General features: G+C 64.9%; 15 protein-coding genes. 5 read left to right on the top strand and 10 right to left on the bottom strand.

Features of this window, described 5'->3' with window-relative positions; genetic code table 11:
* Positions 1–73: 73 nt before the first annotated feature.
* The 6 genes from ACFQV6_RS02930 to ACFQV6_RS02905 all read right to left on the bottom strand — a co-directional run bounded on the left by ACFQV6_RS02930 (position 74) and on the right by ACFQV6_RS02905 (position 5,396).
* Positions 74–823: an ATP-binding cassette domain-containing protein gene (locus tag ACFQV6_RS02930; protein WP_378025696.1), complete on the bottom strand. Its 750-nt coding sequence runs from the start codon at positions 821–823 to the stop codon at positions 74–76.
* Complete coding sequence (locus ACFQV6_RS02925) at positions 823–1,821, bottom strand: ABC transporter permease (RefSeq protein ID WP_378025695.1); 999 nt, start codon at positions 1,819–1,821, stop codon at positions 823–825. Before ACFQV6_RS02925 ends, ACFQV6_RS02930 begins: the two co-directional genes overlap by 1 nt.
* Positions 1,814–2,944, bottom strand: coding sequence for a sugar ABC transporter substrate-binding protein (locus ACFQV6_RS02920; protein WP_378025694.1), 1,131 nt, complete (start codon positions 2,942–2,944; stop codon positions 1,814–1,816). The genes ACFQV6_RS02925 and ACFQV6_RS02920 overlap by 8 nt, the downstream gene beginning before the upstream one ends.
* Positions 2,945–4,108 (bottom strand): aldose epimerase family protein, encoded by a 1,164-nt coding sequence (locus ACFQV6_RS02915; RefSeq protein ID WP_378025693.1) that lies wholly within the window; start codon positions 4,106–4,108, stop codon positions 2,945–2,947.
* A gap of 291 nt (positions 4,109–4,399) precedes the next feature.
* Entirely contained in the window at positions 4,400–4,810 is a 411-nt protein-coding gene (locus ACFQV6_RS02910) for a hypothetical protein (protein ID WP_378025692.1), read from the bottom strand.
* A gap of 265 nt (positions 4,811–5,075) precedes the next feature.
* Positions 5,076–5,396 carry a hypothetical protein gene (locus ACFQV6_RS02905; RefSeq protein WP_378025691.1) on the bottom strand — a complete coding sequence of 107 codons (321 nt, stop codon included), beginning with the start codon at positions 5,394–5,396 and terminating at the stop codon, positions 5,076–5,078.
* 309 nt (positions 5,397–5,705) lie between these two features.
* Here ACFQV6_RS02905 and ACFQV6_RS02900 point away from each other — a divergent pair, with 309 nt between their 5' ends.
* The gene (locus tag ACFQV6_RS02900; RefSeq protein ID WP_378025690.1) at positions 5,706–6,305 is read left to right on the top strand and encodes a hypothetical protein; all 600 of its coding nucleotides are present in this window, start codon (positions 5,706–5,708) and stop codon (positions 6,303–6,305) included.
* An 807-nt stretch (positions 6,306–7,112) separates the two neighbouring features.
* Positions 7,113–7,307 carry a hypothetical protein gene (locus tag ACFQV6_RS02895; protein ID WP_378025689.1) on the top strand — a complete coding sequence of 65 codons (195 nt, stop codon included), beginning with the start codon at positions 7,113–7,115 and terminating at the stop codon, positions 7,305–7,307.
* A 448-nt stretch (positions 7,308–7,755) separates the two neighbouring features.
* On the opposite strand, the gene ACFQV6_RS02890 is transcribed toward ACFQV6_RS02895, so the two are convergent.
* Entirely contained in the window at positions 7,756–9,117 is a 1,362-nt protein-coding gene (locus tag ACFQV6_RS02890) for a hypothetical protein (protein WP_378025688.1), read from the bottom strand.
* 601 nt (positions 9,118–9,718) lie between these two features.
* Here ACFQV6_RS02890 and ACFQV6_RS02885 point away from each other — a divergent pair.
* Positions 9,719–9,916: a hypothetical protein gene (locus ACFQV6_RS02885; RefSeq protein WP_146616993.1), complete on the top strand. Its 198-nt coding sequence runs from the start codon at positions 9,719–9,721 to the stop codon at positions 9,914–9,916.
* 247 nt (positions 9,917–10,163) lie between these two features.
* Here ACFQV6_RS02885 and ACFQV6_RS02880 read toward each other — a convergent pair whose 3' ends face one another.
* Positions 10,164–11,327 carry a tyrosine-type recombinase/integrase gene (locus ACFQV6_RS02880; RefSeq protein ID WP_378025687.1) on the bottom strand — a complete coding sequence of 388 codons (1,164 nt, stop codon included), beginning with the start codon at positions 11,325–11,327 and terminating at the stop codon, positions 10,164–10,166.
* A 306-nt stretch (positions 11,328–11,633) separates the two neighbouring features.
* On the opposite strand from ACFQV6_RS02880, the gene ACFQV6_RS02875 reads away from it, so the two are divergent.
* Positions 11,634–12,383 (top strand): DUF5131 family protein, encoded by a 750-nt coding sequence (locus tag ACFQV6_RS02875; RefSeq protein ID WP_378025686.1) that lies wholly within the window; start codon positions 11,634–11,636, stop codon positions 12,381–12,383.
* Positions 12,384–12,486: 103 nt separating this feature from the next.
* Positions 12,487–13,602, top strand: a complete 1,116-nt coding sequence (locus ACFQV6_RS02870) for a three-Cys-motif partner protein TcmP (RefSeq protein WP_378025685.1) — start codon at positions 12,487–12,489, stop codon at positions 13,600–13,602.
* A gap of 132 nt (positions 13,603–13,734) precedes the next feature.
* On the opposite strand, the gene ACFQV6_RS02865 is transcribed toward ACFQV6_RS02870, so the two are convergent.
* Positions 13,735–13,929 carry a hypothetical protein gene (locus ACFQV6_RS02865; RefSeq protein ID WP_378025684.1) on the bottom strand — a complete coding sequence of 65 codons (195 nt, stop codon included), beginning with the start codon at positions 13,927–13,929 and terminating at the stop codon, positions 13,735–13,737.
* A gap of 61 nt (positions 13,930–13,990) precedes the next feature.
* Positions 13,991–14,872 carry a hypothetical protein gene (locus ACFQV6_RS02860; protein ID WP_378025683.1) on the bottom strand — a complete coding sequence of 294 codons (882 nt, stop codon included), beginning with the start codon at positions 14,870–14,872 and terminating at the stop codon, positions 13,991–13,993.
* Positions 14,873–15,246: the final 374 nt, after the last annotated feature.

Here is a 15,246-nt window from a genome sequence, read left to right as displayed (position 1 = left end):
GCAGGCGCAACACGTCCGTCAGGGGCGAGCGCTTCCTGCGTACCCCTGAATTTGATCTTGGAAAAGCGCACCTTCATGACTTGCGGCGGTATTCGGCGATCACCAGATCGGTCAGTTCCTCGAGGGACGTGTCCTCGGCACGCTTGTCGAAGGTGATCTCGCCGTGGCGGAGCAGGTTCACCCGGTCGCAGACGTCCAGGACCTGGGCGTAGTTGTGGGCGATGATGATGATCGACACCTGGCCGCGCTGCTTGAGATCGCGGATCAGGTCGAGGATCAGGGCGCCCTCCTTGGCGCCCATCGCGGCGAGCGGCTCGTCCAGCAGCAGGATCCGGGCGTCGGAGTAGACCGATCGGGCCACCGCGATGGCCTGGCGCTGCCCGCCGGAGAGTTTGGCCACCTCCACCGTGACATCGGGCAGGTCGACACCCATGTCCCTCAGCTGTTCCTCGGCCCGGCGGCGCATCGCCCGGTTGTTGAGCAGCGGCCAGCGCACGATCTCCCGGTTGAGGAACATGTTGTGGTAGACGGAGAGTTCGTTGATCAGCGCCAGGTCCTGGTAGACGGTGTCGATGCCGAGGGACCGCGCGTGGTCGACGCTGCGCAGCGCCACCTCGGTGCCGTTGACGACGATCTGGCCGGCGTCCGGCCGGTGAAAGCCGCAGATGATCTTCATGAGGGTGGATTTGCCGGCGCCGTTGTCGCCGATCAGGCCGAGCACCTCGCCCTTGGCTACCCGCAGGTTCACGTCGCGGAGCGCGGTCAGGGCACCGAAGCGTTTCGCCACGTTGACGACCTGAAGAGCATCGATCCCGTCCGGCATCATGTCCTCCCGGTCCGGCGGAGTCGTGACAGATACTGGTTGGCGATCATCGAGACCAGAATGGCCAGGCCCAGGATCAGGTAGATCGTGTTGGCGCTGTAGCCGATCAGGTTGAACCCGTTCTGCAGCTCGGCGAGCACCAGCGCGCCGAGGAAGGCGCCGACGATGGTGCCGGAGCCGCCGGCCAGGGCGGTGCCGCCGATGACCGCGGCCGAGATGGCGTAGAAGGTCAGCGTCGTGCCGCCGCCGATGTTCGGGTCGATCGTGTTGATCCGGAAGGCCTCCAGGATCCCGGCGAAGCCGCCGAGCGTGCTCGTCACCACAAAGTTCCCGATCTTGATGCGGGAGGCCCGGATGCCGGCTTCGGTGGCGCCCACCGGGTTGCCGCCGACCGAGATGGTGTGCAACCCCCACCGGGTCCGGGTGAGGATCACGTGGAAGACCGCGACGATGACGAGCGCCCACGAGATGCTCGCCCATGGGCCGGCGCCCAGCCAGGTCTGGAAAGTGCCCGTGGCCGGTTCGGGGATCGCCACCGGGTACGCGTGCGAGGTGATCAGCAGGATGCCCTGGACCGCGAAGAACGTGCCCAGCGTGGTGACGAACGACGGCACCTTCAACTGGGTGACGATCGCGCCGTTGAACAGGCCGATGCCGGCCGAGACGAGCAGAGCCACGAGCAGTCCGGCCAGGGCCGGCTGGCCGTAGAGGTCGATCGCGAAGTGCAGTACGAACGGGGCCAGGGCGGCCACGATACCGACGGAGAGGTCGATCTCACCGCTGACCAGCAGCAGGACGATACCGACGGCGACGATCGCGACCGGCGCGGTGGCCTGTGCGATGTTCACCAGGTTGTTCCGGGTGAGGAAGACCGGGCTGGCCGCCCGGAAATAGATCATCAGTCCGAGCGCAACGAGCAGCACGCTCGCTTCGCGGCGGCGCAGGAATCCGTCCCGCAGACGGCGGCCAGCCCCTGTTCTGGTGGTGGCTTCAGCCATGCGGAATCGGCCCGCTGCGCGGAACGAGGACCTGGTCGGTGGCCGAACCCTGATAACGGGTCTTGGTGTCCTGGTACGGAACCACGTTGTCCTTCGTGACGAAGAGCAGCCCCGTGTTCGTCTCACTCGGCGCCAGCAGCCCGCCGGAGAGCTTGTAGAGGTAAAGCGCGAGTACGGGCAGGAAGCCCTGAAGATAGGGCTGCTGGTCGATGGTGTAGTCCAGGTTGCCCTCCTTGATGCCGGTCAGAGTCTCCGGAATCAGGTCGAAGCCGCCGGCCACCTTCAGGCCCTTCGCCCGCATGTCGTACTTCTTGACGGTCTGCCCGACCGACGAGGTGGAACCGGCGTCCACGGCGAGCATGCCGGCCAGGTTCTGATGCCCCTGTGCGTAGGCGTCGATGATCGACAGGCCGCGGGTCACGTCGGCGTTCGTCGCGACCGGCGTGAACGTGATCGGCTTGCCGGAGTCCTTGATCGCCTGCTGCGCTCCGTCGATGCGGGGCTGGATGTTGAGCGCGCCCGGCGTGGCGATGAACCCGGCCACCTCACCGGACTCGACCACCTGTAGCGCCCGCTGGCCCAGCTCATAACCGGACTCGTACAGGCCCTGCCCGATGTAGGCGAGCCGGTTCGTGCCCGGATCGGCACGGGCACCGTCGGCGTTGTAGGAGACCACCGGGATGCCGGCGTCGAGCGCCTTGTCGACCGGGCCGCGGAACGCGTTCTGGTCGACGACAGCGATCGCGATCCCGTCCACCTTGGCGCTGACCGCGGTGTTCGTCGCGTTGACCATCTCGGCGACGATCGAGTTCTGCGATCCCGTCCACTGCGGCTTCTCGATGCCGAGCAGGGTGGCGGCGTCCTCCATGCCGTACTGGGTGGGTGTGAAGAACGGGTTGGTCGTCACGTGGTTGACGAACGTGAACTTCCATTTCGGGGTGGCCGGGAAATTGCCGGTGCCCCCGGTCGGCTCGTCCTCCTGCTGACTGCAGCCGCTCAGCAGAGCGCCCGCGGCGAGGGACGCGCTGAACAGGCCGGTTCCGGACAGCAGGCGCCGCCGGGTCACGGGATTCAGGTCCAGCGTGGAGACCGCTTCTTCGATCTTGGGATGGATGGTGGGCATCTAAGCCTCGCTGAATCGGTAGATTGTCGTCGTCGCATAGACCTGGCCCGGCCTCAGCACTGTCGACGGGAAGTTCGCGTGGTTCGGGGAGTCGGGATAGTGCTGGGTTTCCAGCGCGAACCCGTCACCCTGGCGGTAGGCGTGGCCGCTGGTGCCGTACAGGGTCCCGTCGAGGAAGTTGCCCGCGTAGAACTGCAGGCCCGGCTCGGTCGTGTAGATCGTGAGCCGGCGTCCGCTCGCCGGGTCGGTCGCCTGTGCCGCGAAACGGCCCTTCAGCACCCAGTTGTGGTCGTAGCCGCGCCCGTACACCAGCTGTTGGAAATCGCTCCGGATGCGGGCGCCGATCGGCGTGGGCCGGGTGAAGTCCATCGGCGTGCCGGCCACCGCGGCGATCGCCCCGGTCGGGATCAGCGTGGCGTCGACCGGCGTGTACCTGCCGGCGTTGATCTGCAGCCGGTGGTCCTCGATGGTGCCGGTTCCCTCGCCACCCAGATTCCAGTACGCGTGGTTGGTCAGGTTCACGATGGTCGGCCGGTTCGTGGTGGCGTGATAGTCGATCCGGATCTCCTGATCCGAGGTGACGGTGTAGGTGACTGTGGTCCGCAGCGTGCCCGGGTAACCCTCTTCCCCGTCCGGGCTGACGTAGGTGAGCCGCAGCCCGACACTGTCACGGCCGGTCACCGCGGTCGCGTCCCACACCCGCTTGTCGAAGCCGACGTTGCCACCGTGCAGATGGTTGGGCGCGTTGTTGGTGGCCAGCTGGTAGGTCGTGCCGTCGAGCACGAACCGGCCACCGGCGATGCGGTTGCCGTACCGGCCGATCAGGGCGCCGAAGTACGGGGCGTTCTTGCTGTCCAGGTAACCCTGGAGATCCTTGAAGCCGAGCGTCACGTTGGCGCGCCGGCCGTGCCGGTCGGGCGTCTCCACGGTCTGCAGGATCCCGCCGTAGGTGAGGATCCGGACCCGCAGATCACCATTGGTCAACGTGTACCGGTCGACGCCCCGGCCACCGACGCTGCCGAACGCCTCCCTGGTGATGGTGGGCTTACCCTTGGCCTGCGACGTCGGAACTCCCACCAGCCCGACGGTGATGATGGTCAGTAGGACGGTCATCGCCGCGAACAGCGGTCCACGGCTGTGCCGACGGTTGCCAGATACCGCCATGTCGTGCCTCGTTCCCATTGGCATGCGCCACGCCGCCGCCGGCGTGGCGGACGGAACTCTTGGGTGCTGGCCCTTGTCGCGCCGGTGAACTGCGCAGGACCGACCGGCCGGAATGTGGGCCGGTCCAGTAACGAGTGCTGTTCCGGAACGTAGACAGACGCATGGACCAGCGTCAATCGGCTGGGCGACGGCAGTGGGTCGGATGATCCGGCATACGGAGGGGGTCGGGCGGCGGATCCCGGAGCGCCGCGGTGGCGCCCCGGGATCGGCAGCGTTCGCTCGTCGCTCCGCTCAGAAGTCGACGGCCTGCGCGGAGCCTCGAACCTGGTGGACCAGGTAGCTCTGCAGGGCACCGGCCGGCCCCGGCGTGCCGACGAACGCCTGCGAACGGTCGAGGGTCTCGACGACGAGCGTCTCGAACTCCACGGTGTCGCCCCTGCCCAGCCGCACCAGCGGCACGACCAGGGTCAGGTTGCGGACGAACGCGTCCTCGACCCTTTGCAGAGTCACGGTCACCAGCTCACCACCACCGGGCGTGGCCAGCCGTGTGATGTCCTCGTTCTCAAAATTCACGTTCAACACCGCGTCCTTGTACGTCAGCAGCGGCACACCCTTGATGCTGGATGCCGAATAGTTGATCTGCATCGGCCCACGGATGTCGAACAGGTTGGCGTCGCTCAGGCCCCTTGCCTGGGATGTCATGGGTCTTACCCCTTCCCCGATACGGTCACGGACGGGTTCCTCCAGGAACAGCCGCCCATCGATGCCGGGCCGACTGCAAGGTCGTCGCCTCCGCCGAGCACGTTCACGTCCAGGCCCAGGGGCGAGGACCGCGGCCAGTCCGGTCCACCGTCCAGGCTGCGACCGAAAAAACATCAAGTCCATCGACTTCGGGGCGGATGCCGCACCCGGATGATCGGCCCCCTTCAGGCAGCCTCACTCCCGGGGCGCCCGCTCACGCACCCGGCTACCGCCGCTGGGCTGAGTGAGCGAGCCCGTCGAGTTCGCGTACCAGGCGATCGGGATGCCAGCTGATGCCGCGTCCGGCGAACGCGGCGAGCAGGGCCTGCGACGCGGCCGGCGACGGCGGAATGGGCGCGCCCAGCGGCATGACCAGGACGATCTCTGATTTGTCGCGGAGCCCACGGGCGGTCAGATAGTCGTGCACCATCGGCGCTGTCTCGCTCGGCGCGGGCGGGCACTTGAACGGCGTCGAGGTCACCCCGATGATCACCCGGCCGCCGCTGAAGTTCTCCAGGACCTCCCGTATGGCGAAGGCACCCTTCACGATGTAGAACTCGTGACCCGCCGAGACCAGTCAAGGATTCGGACCGGTGCCAATGTCGGCGCGCACGCTCGCTGAGTCAGTGGCGCTGGCAATCGCCGGCAGGTCACCGACCTTGACGCTGTACAACGAGGCGATGGACGACACCGGCAGTTCGTATCGGCCTGGTCGACGGCAACCTGGATCGCACAAATATCATCCTGGGGCGACGACACTCTCATGGCCGCTTTCCGGTGTACGCGGTGCGCGGATCCGTACACGGCAGCATGCGCCCGCACGTTAATCGATGGCCACGGCACATAACCTTGCCTTGTGAGTTTCGGAACCTACGCCCGCAAGGTGAGAGACGGCTCCTTGCCCTATGGGCGGCGGGTCAACGCCCTGGCCGGATGCGTCCAGCGCTACCAGCCTCTGGGGTTTCTGGCGACGTTCGGTTACCTCAACCATGTCGCCGGAGCCGTTCGCCGTGACGAGATCGCGTTACTCCGAGCGCTGGACACGCTGACGGAGAGTCGTCGGTTGTGGCTGGCGGAGGTAAACGCGTATGCCGCCCGCCGGAAACAGGCAAAACGGCTCGGGTGGCGCACCCCCCGATCGTCGGACACCGACCCCACGCTGCAGCTCTACTGGTACGGCGATTCGCAACGGGCCGCGACCTTCGCCCTGGGGTTCCTGTTGAAGAAGCCGGATCGAATCAGGCACGCAGATGCCGATGTCATCCGCCTCGCATCATCCGTCCTGGAGGCCGGCGGCGACGTCAGTCGCGTACCCCTTGAACAGCTGAGCGCCCTCCGGAAACGGCACCTGCAGCTCCAGCGCACATCGGGCTGGCCAAATGTTGACTGGCCGAACTGGCACAAGGCAAACGAGTCTCTATGGATCCTGCACCAAATTTCGAACGCAACGTCATAACGACCAACTCATTCGCCGCGATGACGGACGCACGGGCTCGGCCACGTTGCGAGTGACGACCGGCATGCCGTGCATGAGTGCGGTCGCCCCAGCGAGCGGATCCCGAACCGGCCGCGCATCGGAAACGTGCAGAGCGGGGCTACGTCACGCGACCACGGTCTCGACGGGAAGGATCCGCTCAGCGAACGCTGGCAGTACCTGCGCCTCCAGCCAACGGTGCCGGCTTCGGCTTCATCAAAGGCGCGGCTGGATCACCTGGCCCATCATGCGCCGCTGCGCGGTCACAACGCATCATCGAGTGACTGATCAACATCGTCAGCAAGACGTCAGCCAGCTCGCCGAACGCTCAACAGAGCACTCCGGCCGCCGAGTGGCGGTCAGCCCGCGCGGGCGGCATTCGGTGATACACCGCAGGCGAGTCAAGCCGGGGCGATGCTGTTGACCGCCACTGGACTACGTACGCCACCCTACGGCGCTACCCGGCACGGCACCTGACCACTTCGCAAAGCAGGTAGTGGTCACGGGAGCAACGACAGGAGTGGTCACCACCGCACGAGGACCTTGAAAGCCGTTTAGTGCTGTTGAACGCTGCTCGACATCCCAGTCAGCGAGCGTCCTCGAAGGAGGTCTCTTCGGGAGTCAAGGCGCTGCTCCCAGTCTGCTCCCCCAAGCATGACAAAACGCCCGGCCTTGTAGATCACAAGACCGAGCGCCTTCGCAGCTAGGAATACTCGTGGGCGATACTGGGATCGAACCAGTGACCTCTCCGGTGTGAACGTAGCCCGATCAAGTCGATGACCAGGCAAAATGCAAATCGATGCTGGTGAACCACCGTCGTCCGGCGCTGCTGAACGCCGTTCGGCGTTGTTCGGCGGTGCTGATTTCAACCCCGCCTGCTCCCCTGTCGATCGTCGATTTGGGGAGCAGTCCGGTATGACCCCTGCCGGGGACATCGAATTCATCGTCGTGGTGCTCCCCATGGTCGACGCGAACGGGCGTTGAGCTGCTCGAACATGCTCGCCGACTGGAGCCATACTGCTCCCCTGGCAGACGAGACCTCGGCCCGGTTCCGAAGCCCGGATCAGACGAGAGGACCAATTCCCCGCAGGAGGCCGACAAGGCCTTGGGGTGGGAGCACGTCTGGGAGCATGAGCTCGCCAGCCGGTCATCTCAGAAGGGTACGTTTTACTATGTCGCTGCTCCCCCGCCAGCGAGGGATCCACTCTGGCTCCCGGGGTCATCAGCCGTAGCAAGAAAGATCGTGCCGAGCCCGGCCTGTGGCATGTTGTGCGCCTGGCGGCCAAGCCAAGGTGGTCGGGCACTGGTGACGGCCAGATATCGTTTGCCGCCCGCCTATCGAACGTCCGTTTGGCCTTGCTCGGAGCGTGGGTCATCCGTTTGGTGGGTGGATTCCGGATCGGGATGACGCAGGCAACGGGGATTTGCCGTGTCAGTCCTCTCTGAGGAACAGCGAGCTGAATAGGTCGGCTGCGTCGATGAGTTCGTTGGTCGGCAGTTTGAGAGCGCCGCTGGTCACCTCATCATTGCCGTCCTCGGTGAGGACCCAAGTGATGTCTACCGAGGTGGTCTGGGAATCCCTCGTGACAATTACGTAGTCGTCCTGGTCGCTCGTCCAGGGTACGTTCGGACGAAACGACTCCGGTGTCAGCACGACTTCGGCGTCGTCGCCGCGATTGCGCCATGTCACGGGGTAGTCCTGGGATTGGGCTCGCAGGGCGGCGAAGTCGATGGGCGCTTCGAGCGGACGACTCTCGCGAAGAATGGGTTCGACCGCCGTTGTGTAGTCCGCGTCATCAGGAGCGAGGTAGTCGAGCAGCTCACAGCCGTGGAAGGTCACGATCAGGTGTGGCTTGGCGACGAACCTGTCCCGGCTGACGACACGAACGCCAACACCCGTGAGCGCGACTCCCAAGAAGTGCAAGCGGCCTCTCGCGATATGCTGGGCTCTGCCTTTCCGCCACGTGTCCAATGCATGCTCACGATCCTCTGCGGTCAGGTGCGCTGTTCCGCCGAAGACGCTTGAGGCCAGCCGAATGGATGTTGCCGCGAACGCGTCCGTCGCGAGCTCTGGTTCCTTGCCGACCTGCTCTTTTTCGTAGCCGCGAAGAGTTTCCAGGACCTCCTCTACACGGTCAACTCGGCAGATGGGACCAAGCACCTCAACCTCGAGTGCGATCGGCGGCTTCCCGCCACCGCGCGCTCGTTCGACGAGTGCCTCGACCTCGCCGGAGCGAGCCGGCCGGGTGTTGCTGGTGCCCCGTACGTATATCGCGCCGTCTTCAAGGTTGTCGCGGCGGTCATCTCCCTGAAAACTCTTATGGCACGCAAAGATCGTCTGCCCTTCCTGCGGTGGCTGCGCGATAACGAACAGCACCTCGTTCCCCGCGTCTACACCGATCCTTCCGAACTCGAACGCTGGGAACTGCGGTCCAAGGTAGGGACGGAGACGATCTTCGAGTTCGTGTGCCTCCGTCCCGCGTGGTACGCCTACTGCGCCGTCCTTCTGTGCACCGATCACCAACACGGCGTACCCACGGAAGTGCCTGGCGGCTTCGCGCGGACGCCGATTGGCTGCGCCCAGAAGGAACTTCGCGATCTTTGCTGCGGCGACCTTGCCGTTCATATCAAGGGTGCTCTTGACCTCGAGGTAGGTCGACTCAGCCTCGTCTCCGACAGCGATCACGTGGTCAAGGAGGCCACGAAGAGCGCGTTCACCGAGCGGGATGATATTGGTGTCCAGTCCTGCCCGCACCGAGCCCGAACCGACGGAGATACCGTGATCATGCGGCATGGCACGATTCTCTCATCAGCCTCTAGTCGCTCTGGGCTCGCTGCGCGGATCTGTTGTTGGGCGCCAGTTAGATGTCGCGGGAGAAGTCAGCATCTGTCCGTGTCGACGCCAACTGAGTGTCCGTGGATGGCCCCGCCAACGACACAGCCCCGGGCGGCCCTGTACCGGGACTGACCTGTCGTTCGCCACGGGGAGCCATCGCGGCGGGCGGTGACGGGTCCACCGTTGCAGCGGCGCCCGGCGCAGCGCCGACCGAACTACGACGTGGAGGCAATCCGCCGGGATTCCGAGATCGTTGAGGGGGAACTGCAGCAGCAGACGCCGGAGTCGAAAGGGATAGTCCGGGCGGTGTTGAACCGGAACCTGAACCGGATCCTCGCCGAGGGCGAGAACCAGCTCGCGCTGTACCTGGTCGCGTCCGCGAAGGTCCTCCTGAGAAACATCGGGTGGGACGTCGCATAAGGGTCAGACAACCCGCGCCTCCACCCGTCGAGTAACGCACGGCATCGTTGCCTGCGGATCTCTGGGTGTAGTTGACTGTAAAATGTGTCCGGACGACCCGCCTTTGCTGGGCCGCTGTGACGAGCGCTGGGGAGGGCGTGTGGCCGGTCGACGAGTGCCGTGGTTCGTAATCGGCTGGACGGTGCTGCTGATCGTGTTCGCGTGGCTGGCGCTTGCCTCTTGGTGGACCCCGGGCGGGGCGTGGTGGCCGCCGGTCACGTTCGGCGCCTGCGCTCTGGTCTGCGCGGGCAACCTGTTCTGGGCGTTGAAAAATCGCCGCACGCCACGGAACCGGTAGCGGCGCGCTCGTAGGGCCGCAGATCCCGCACAGCAGCGGAGCGGCTACGGTGGCACGGCTGCTGCAGTTGTGCGCGGCCGGGACGCTGACCGGCGAGCACGTGCGGCTGGCCGCGGCCGCGCACGGCGTCGACGACGAGGTTTAGGAAACTCAGCCGTTATTGGTCCTGCCGCAGTGGTGAACGACGTCGGCGGGCACCGCCCGCATCCCGCATGGTCCACGTTTAGCTATCCGCCCGACGGTCATCTCATTGACGATTCCCGCCGCCGATCAGCAGTTCCAGGGCGTGGCTGACGTCGGGGGCGGTCGCTGGTTTCTGGATGTAGAACTTCTTGGTGATGCTCTCGTCGACGTGCCCGAGCTGGGCGGCGGCTTCGGTGACTAGGCCCTGTCCACTCAACACGGTGGCGACGGTCTTACGGAACACGTGGGGACTCACCCACTTCAGGTCCGCCTGCCGTTGTAGCGCGCTGCGTAGTGAGCGGCGCATGTTGTCCGGTTGTACGAACGTGCCGGTGCGGCTGGCAAACAGGGGGTCGTCGCGGCAATGGGGTTCCTCGGTCTGGCGGCGGCTGAGCATCGCCAGGGCGAAGGTCGGCAGGTAAATAGTGCGTTGCCCGGCAACAGTTTTGGGAAAGTCCTGACGTTCCCAGCCGCTGCCTTTAAGGAAGACCATGGTGCCGGCAACGGTGAGGGTTCCGGCATGCAGATCGATGTCCTGCCAGCGCAGGGCACAGGCTTCTCCGACGCGGCAGCCGGTGGCCAGGAGCAGGTCAAACAGGTCGGTGCAAGCGCGGCTCTTCTTGGGTCCAACGGCTTTGGTGGTGCGCCATAGGTGCAGGGCGTGGCGGACCCTTTCGATCTCGTCGAGGGTCATGGCGAGAACAATCTTGCGTGGTCTTGGCAGCCGGCCAACATCGCGGACCGGGTTGACCGGGATTGCTCCGTGACGGACTGCCAGGCTGAACATCTGCAACAGGGTGCCCTTACAGCGCTGCGCTGCGGAAGGATGGGTTCTGGCAAGCGTCTTGAGGTAACGGTCGAGCGCACCGACGGTGGCCTCCCGGATGGTCATGTCCCCGATCGTGGGCAGGATCCAGTAGTGCAGGTTGTTGGCGTAGTGGTCAACGGTCTGTCGTTTGATCCGGTTCTCGATGAGGATCTCGTCGAGCCAGGCATCGGCGAGTCGTTCAACGGTCATGTCCGCTGTGACATCGCCGCTGGCGTCACGGGGAGCTGCCCGTAGGTGGTCGAAATGTTCATGCTCGCCGCGCAGCGCGTTGCACAGCACCTTGTGAGCGCCTTTGAGGAGGCGTCGCTGCTCATCGGTGAAACCGTGGGCACGCCCGACGAGAGTGATGCTGGCTTTGAGTAGGTGCAGGTGAGCAGGGCTCAGGTTAACGAGTGGCACTCGGGCAGGTTAACTATCCGTGAGCTGTCGAAATGGCCGATGGGACGGATGATTGCGGTTCAGGTGCCACCTGGTGGGGTGCTACCGCTGAAGCGCCGAGCTAGCCGGAGGGATCTGGCGCTGCTGATAGGCAGTCAGACACAGATGCCTTGGCTAGCAGATCCTCGCCTGAGTCCTTCAGGCCACCACCTAAGTGCACCTGGTTCGTTGACCATCCCAGCTGTACCCATCGCGTATTACTGCCGGCAACCCCTTCCCTGCCGTACGGATGTTCGACAGGATGGCGGTTCGGGGGAGGTGGGGTAAGTGGCGGATCGCAGTGCGATCGAGTGGACAGAGGCAACATGGAATCCGACCACGGGCTGTGATCGGGTTTCTGCCGGCTGCGATAATTGCTACGCCCTTGCCCTCTCAAGACGCTTGAAGGCCATGGGTTCCGCGAAGTACCAAGCCGACGGCGACCCACGGACCTCCGGTCCCGGATTCGATGTTTCAATCCACGAGGACACCCTGGACATTCCGCGACGATGGCGGGACCCACGCGTCGTTTTCGTGAACTCGATGTCGGATCTCTTCCATGCCCGAGTCCCGCTCGACTACGTACGGCGCGTGTTCGAGGTCATGGGTTCCACTCCGCGGCACACCTATCAGGTGCTTACTAAGCGGGCAGCCAGGCTCGCGAAAGTTGCCCCACAGCTGGATTGGCCGCCGAACGTGTGGATGGGAGTAAGCATCGAGAGCGGCGGCGAGGTCGCTCGCGTCGAACACCTGCAGCAGGTGCCCGCCGCGGTGCGCTTCATCTCGGCTGAGCCCCTACTCGGTCCGCTGCCCGGTCTGGACCTAGGCGGTATCCATTGGCTGATCGCCGGCGGAGAGTCCGGATACAACCATCGGCCGATGGACCCGGATTGGGTTCGCGGGCTTCGCGATCAGTGCGCCGCCGCGGGAACGGCCTTCTTCTTCAAGCAGTGGGGCGGGCACACCCCGAAGGCCGGCGGTCGGCAACTCGACGGTAGGGAGCACTCTGAGATGCCGGTTCCTATGTCGGACCCTTAGTAGAGCTGTTCCCCTGGCTCGACGCCGCCCACGACGCCGGGCTTCCCCCACGTAGGTGACAGTGAGAGACTGATGCCTGACGATGGGTAGTCGAGGGGGTCGAATGCCGGTCAAAGGTCCTGTGCCGTGGTCACGCGACGAGCACACCGGCGCGAAGCACGACATCTACCGGCGCTATCTCGAGCGATGGTTTCCTATCCTGTTGAACGGCTCCAACGCCTATCCCTCGGTGACATATGCCGAAGGCTTCTCCGGGCCGGGCATCTACAGCGGCGGCGAGTTCGGTTCACCAGTCATCGCGATGCAGGCCCTCACCAGCAAGGTCCCCGCAACCAAGGGCGTGGCGCGCTTCGTGTTCGTCGATGACGACCAGCGCTGCGTCGACATGCTGTGGGACACCCTTCGAAAGGCATTCCCTGAACGTCCAAGGTCAGAAGACGCGATCCCGCTCAAGATCGTCAAGGGCACGTGCACCAGCCACCTGGAGGCCACCCTCGACGCCGTCAGGGCCTGGGGGCAGCCAATCTTCGCCAATCTGGACTCATGGGGCAACGCACCAGTGCCCTTCCGGCTTCTCCAGCGTCTGGCCACGAACGTCTCGAGCGAAGTCATCGTCACGCTGTTCCCGCAGCACTTCGTCAGATTTGTCAGCGACCTCGGCGAAGCCGGCGACGAGATATTCGGCGGAGACTCAACCTGGCGCACGGTGACGAACCTGCCTCCCGCAGCGAAGAGCCGCCACATCCTCACCTGCTACCGCCAGGCACTTCACGCTGCCGGTTTCCCGTACCTGCTGGACTTCGAGCTGATCCCGCGCCACGGACAGCCCCTATACCTCGTTTTCGGGACACGTCACCGACTTGGCGTGAAGAAGATGAAAGACAGCCTGTGGGAAGTCGACCGTACCCAGGGTGTCGGGTTTCGTGACCCTCGCGACGAGCAAGCCGAAACCTTGTTCGACCTGGACCAACCACAGCTCGGGCCTCTCACGCGGCTCCTCGTCCAGAAGCTGCGAGACAACGGGCCAGCACGTGTCGAGGAACTCCGGAATTTCGCGCTCCTGGGAACCGTCTATCGACCGGAGCATGTCATTACGGCGTTGAGGCCGCTGGTAGCAGACGGCACGGTCACCAGCGAAAATGGCCGCGTCCTGCGGAGGTCCTCACTGGTATCCATGGCATCCGTCCCAGCTTCGCCGGTGTCCGCCAAGCCCGCCTGATCGTCCGCTGGACGGAACGAGATCGCTCTGGGCGGGATGCCGGCAGCCTGGACGAGACGCAATAGCTTCCTGCCTGCGTCGCCTTTCTACACGTGCAGGACCGCGCTTGAGCATGCGAGGCGGATCGGACGTTTAGGTGCCTGCGGCTAGAAAGGCTGCCATCGCTATCAGTAAGGCGACGGTGCCCGCGAAGCCGCCGCCAGCGGCAATGATGCCGGCGTACGGGTTGCGGTTGTTGATCCAGGTAATCACGCCGGCGGCGGCGCCAACAAGCAGTCCCAAGATGACGATCACGGCGAGCCACAGGGCCCGAGTTGAGGCGCTCACCAGACCCACCCGCTATCAGCCGTCACCAGGCTGAGTCGGCGTTCGAGATTGACGGTGGGGGTCATGCCTGCTCCCATCCGTCACCGGCGGGGTACACCGCGGTGATGCCGACGCTGGCGAGGTAGGCGACCAGGTCTGGGCGAGGGCGGCTGGGCACCAGAACGGCCAGTTGGTCGGCGTTGGCGAAGCGGCCGTAGTCGAGCAGCTGGCCGACAGCGGTACGTAGGTGTTCGCGGCTGACGGTGGCTTTCGCTTCGATCAGGGTTCGGGCGGTCACGTCCCAGAGGTCGCAGTACAGCGGTGCGGTTTCGCCGGGCGGTAACAGTCGCAGGCGATGCACCTCATGACCGAGTCGGTGCAGGTGTTGCCGATACCGGTACACCAGATCTGCCTCGCGGCGTTCCATCTCGTAAGGTTCGCGGTTCGGGGTAACGAACGCGCGCTCGGTGTTGCGTTCCTCCACCGCAACGACCTCCACCTGCGGAACGCGTTCACGCGTGAACGGCACGTTGGGCATATCCACGGGCACTTTGCTAAGCGGTCGGAGCCGGAAGACGACGACCTGGCGCCTGTCGTCGCTGCCGCTTTCGTGAGCATCAGTGAAGTAGTGGTCGACGAGCGTGAACTCGCCGAGGTAGGTGACGGTCGAGCCGCTGGCGAGGAAGCCTTCCAGCGAGCGGCCGTCCGCCTGATGGTTGAGGATGCTCTTGTTGCCCTGCACCAGGCGCTGGTCGCCGGTCTGGCCCTCACCCACGTAGTTGAAGTAGCCATCGCCGTCCCAGCCGTCGTAATAGCCATGCTTCTGCCCCGTAACCGGGTCCGTAAAGAACAACACCACCGGCGTCTTCGACGATGGCCCGATCCCACCCTGCTGCCGGCCACCAAAACGGGCGTGCACCTCACGCCGCAGGAGCTGGTCTCCTGGCTTCAACCCATCAAGCAACTCGTTTACTCCTAAATTTTTACCCCTCTTATATGACCTAAACTAGCAACGACGGTCCACACAGCACAACTACCGAAACCGCACAGCGCCGAAATGAGCCCGCGGACCCTGAGGCCCCCAATGAGGGCGACAGCTTCCTCCCCGACGCGAGACTCAGAACTCGCTTCGGGGGCCGGCCAGAGGACGATGGAGCCTGCGCACGTTCCGGTAGTGACTCCACACCCACCGGCAGACGTCGGCATCAGCTTCAGCCAACACGACCAGCGCACCTTCGCCGAATAGGGCGGATAGGGCGGGGGCAATCACTACTCCTCGTGAGTGACAGACGAGCGTCGCCGGGCTGTCCAGTGCCGCAACGCCCCGTCTGCGCTACT

Origin of the sequence: Actinoplanes sp. GCM10030250 (assembly GCF_042666575.1) — a bacterium.
Classification (GTDB): domain Bacteria; phylum Actinomycetota; class Actinomycetes; order Mycobacteriales; family Micromonosporaceae; genus Actinoplanes.
This window is presented reverse-complemented; position numbering and strand designations above follow the sequence as displayed.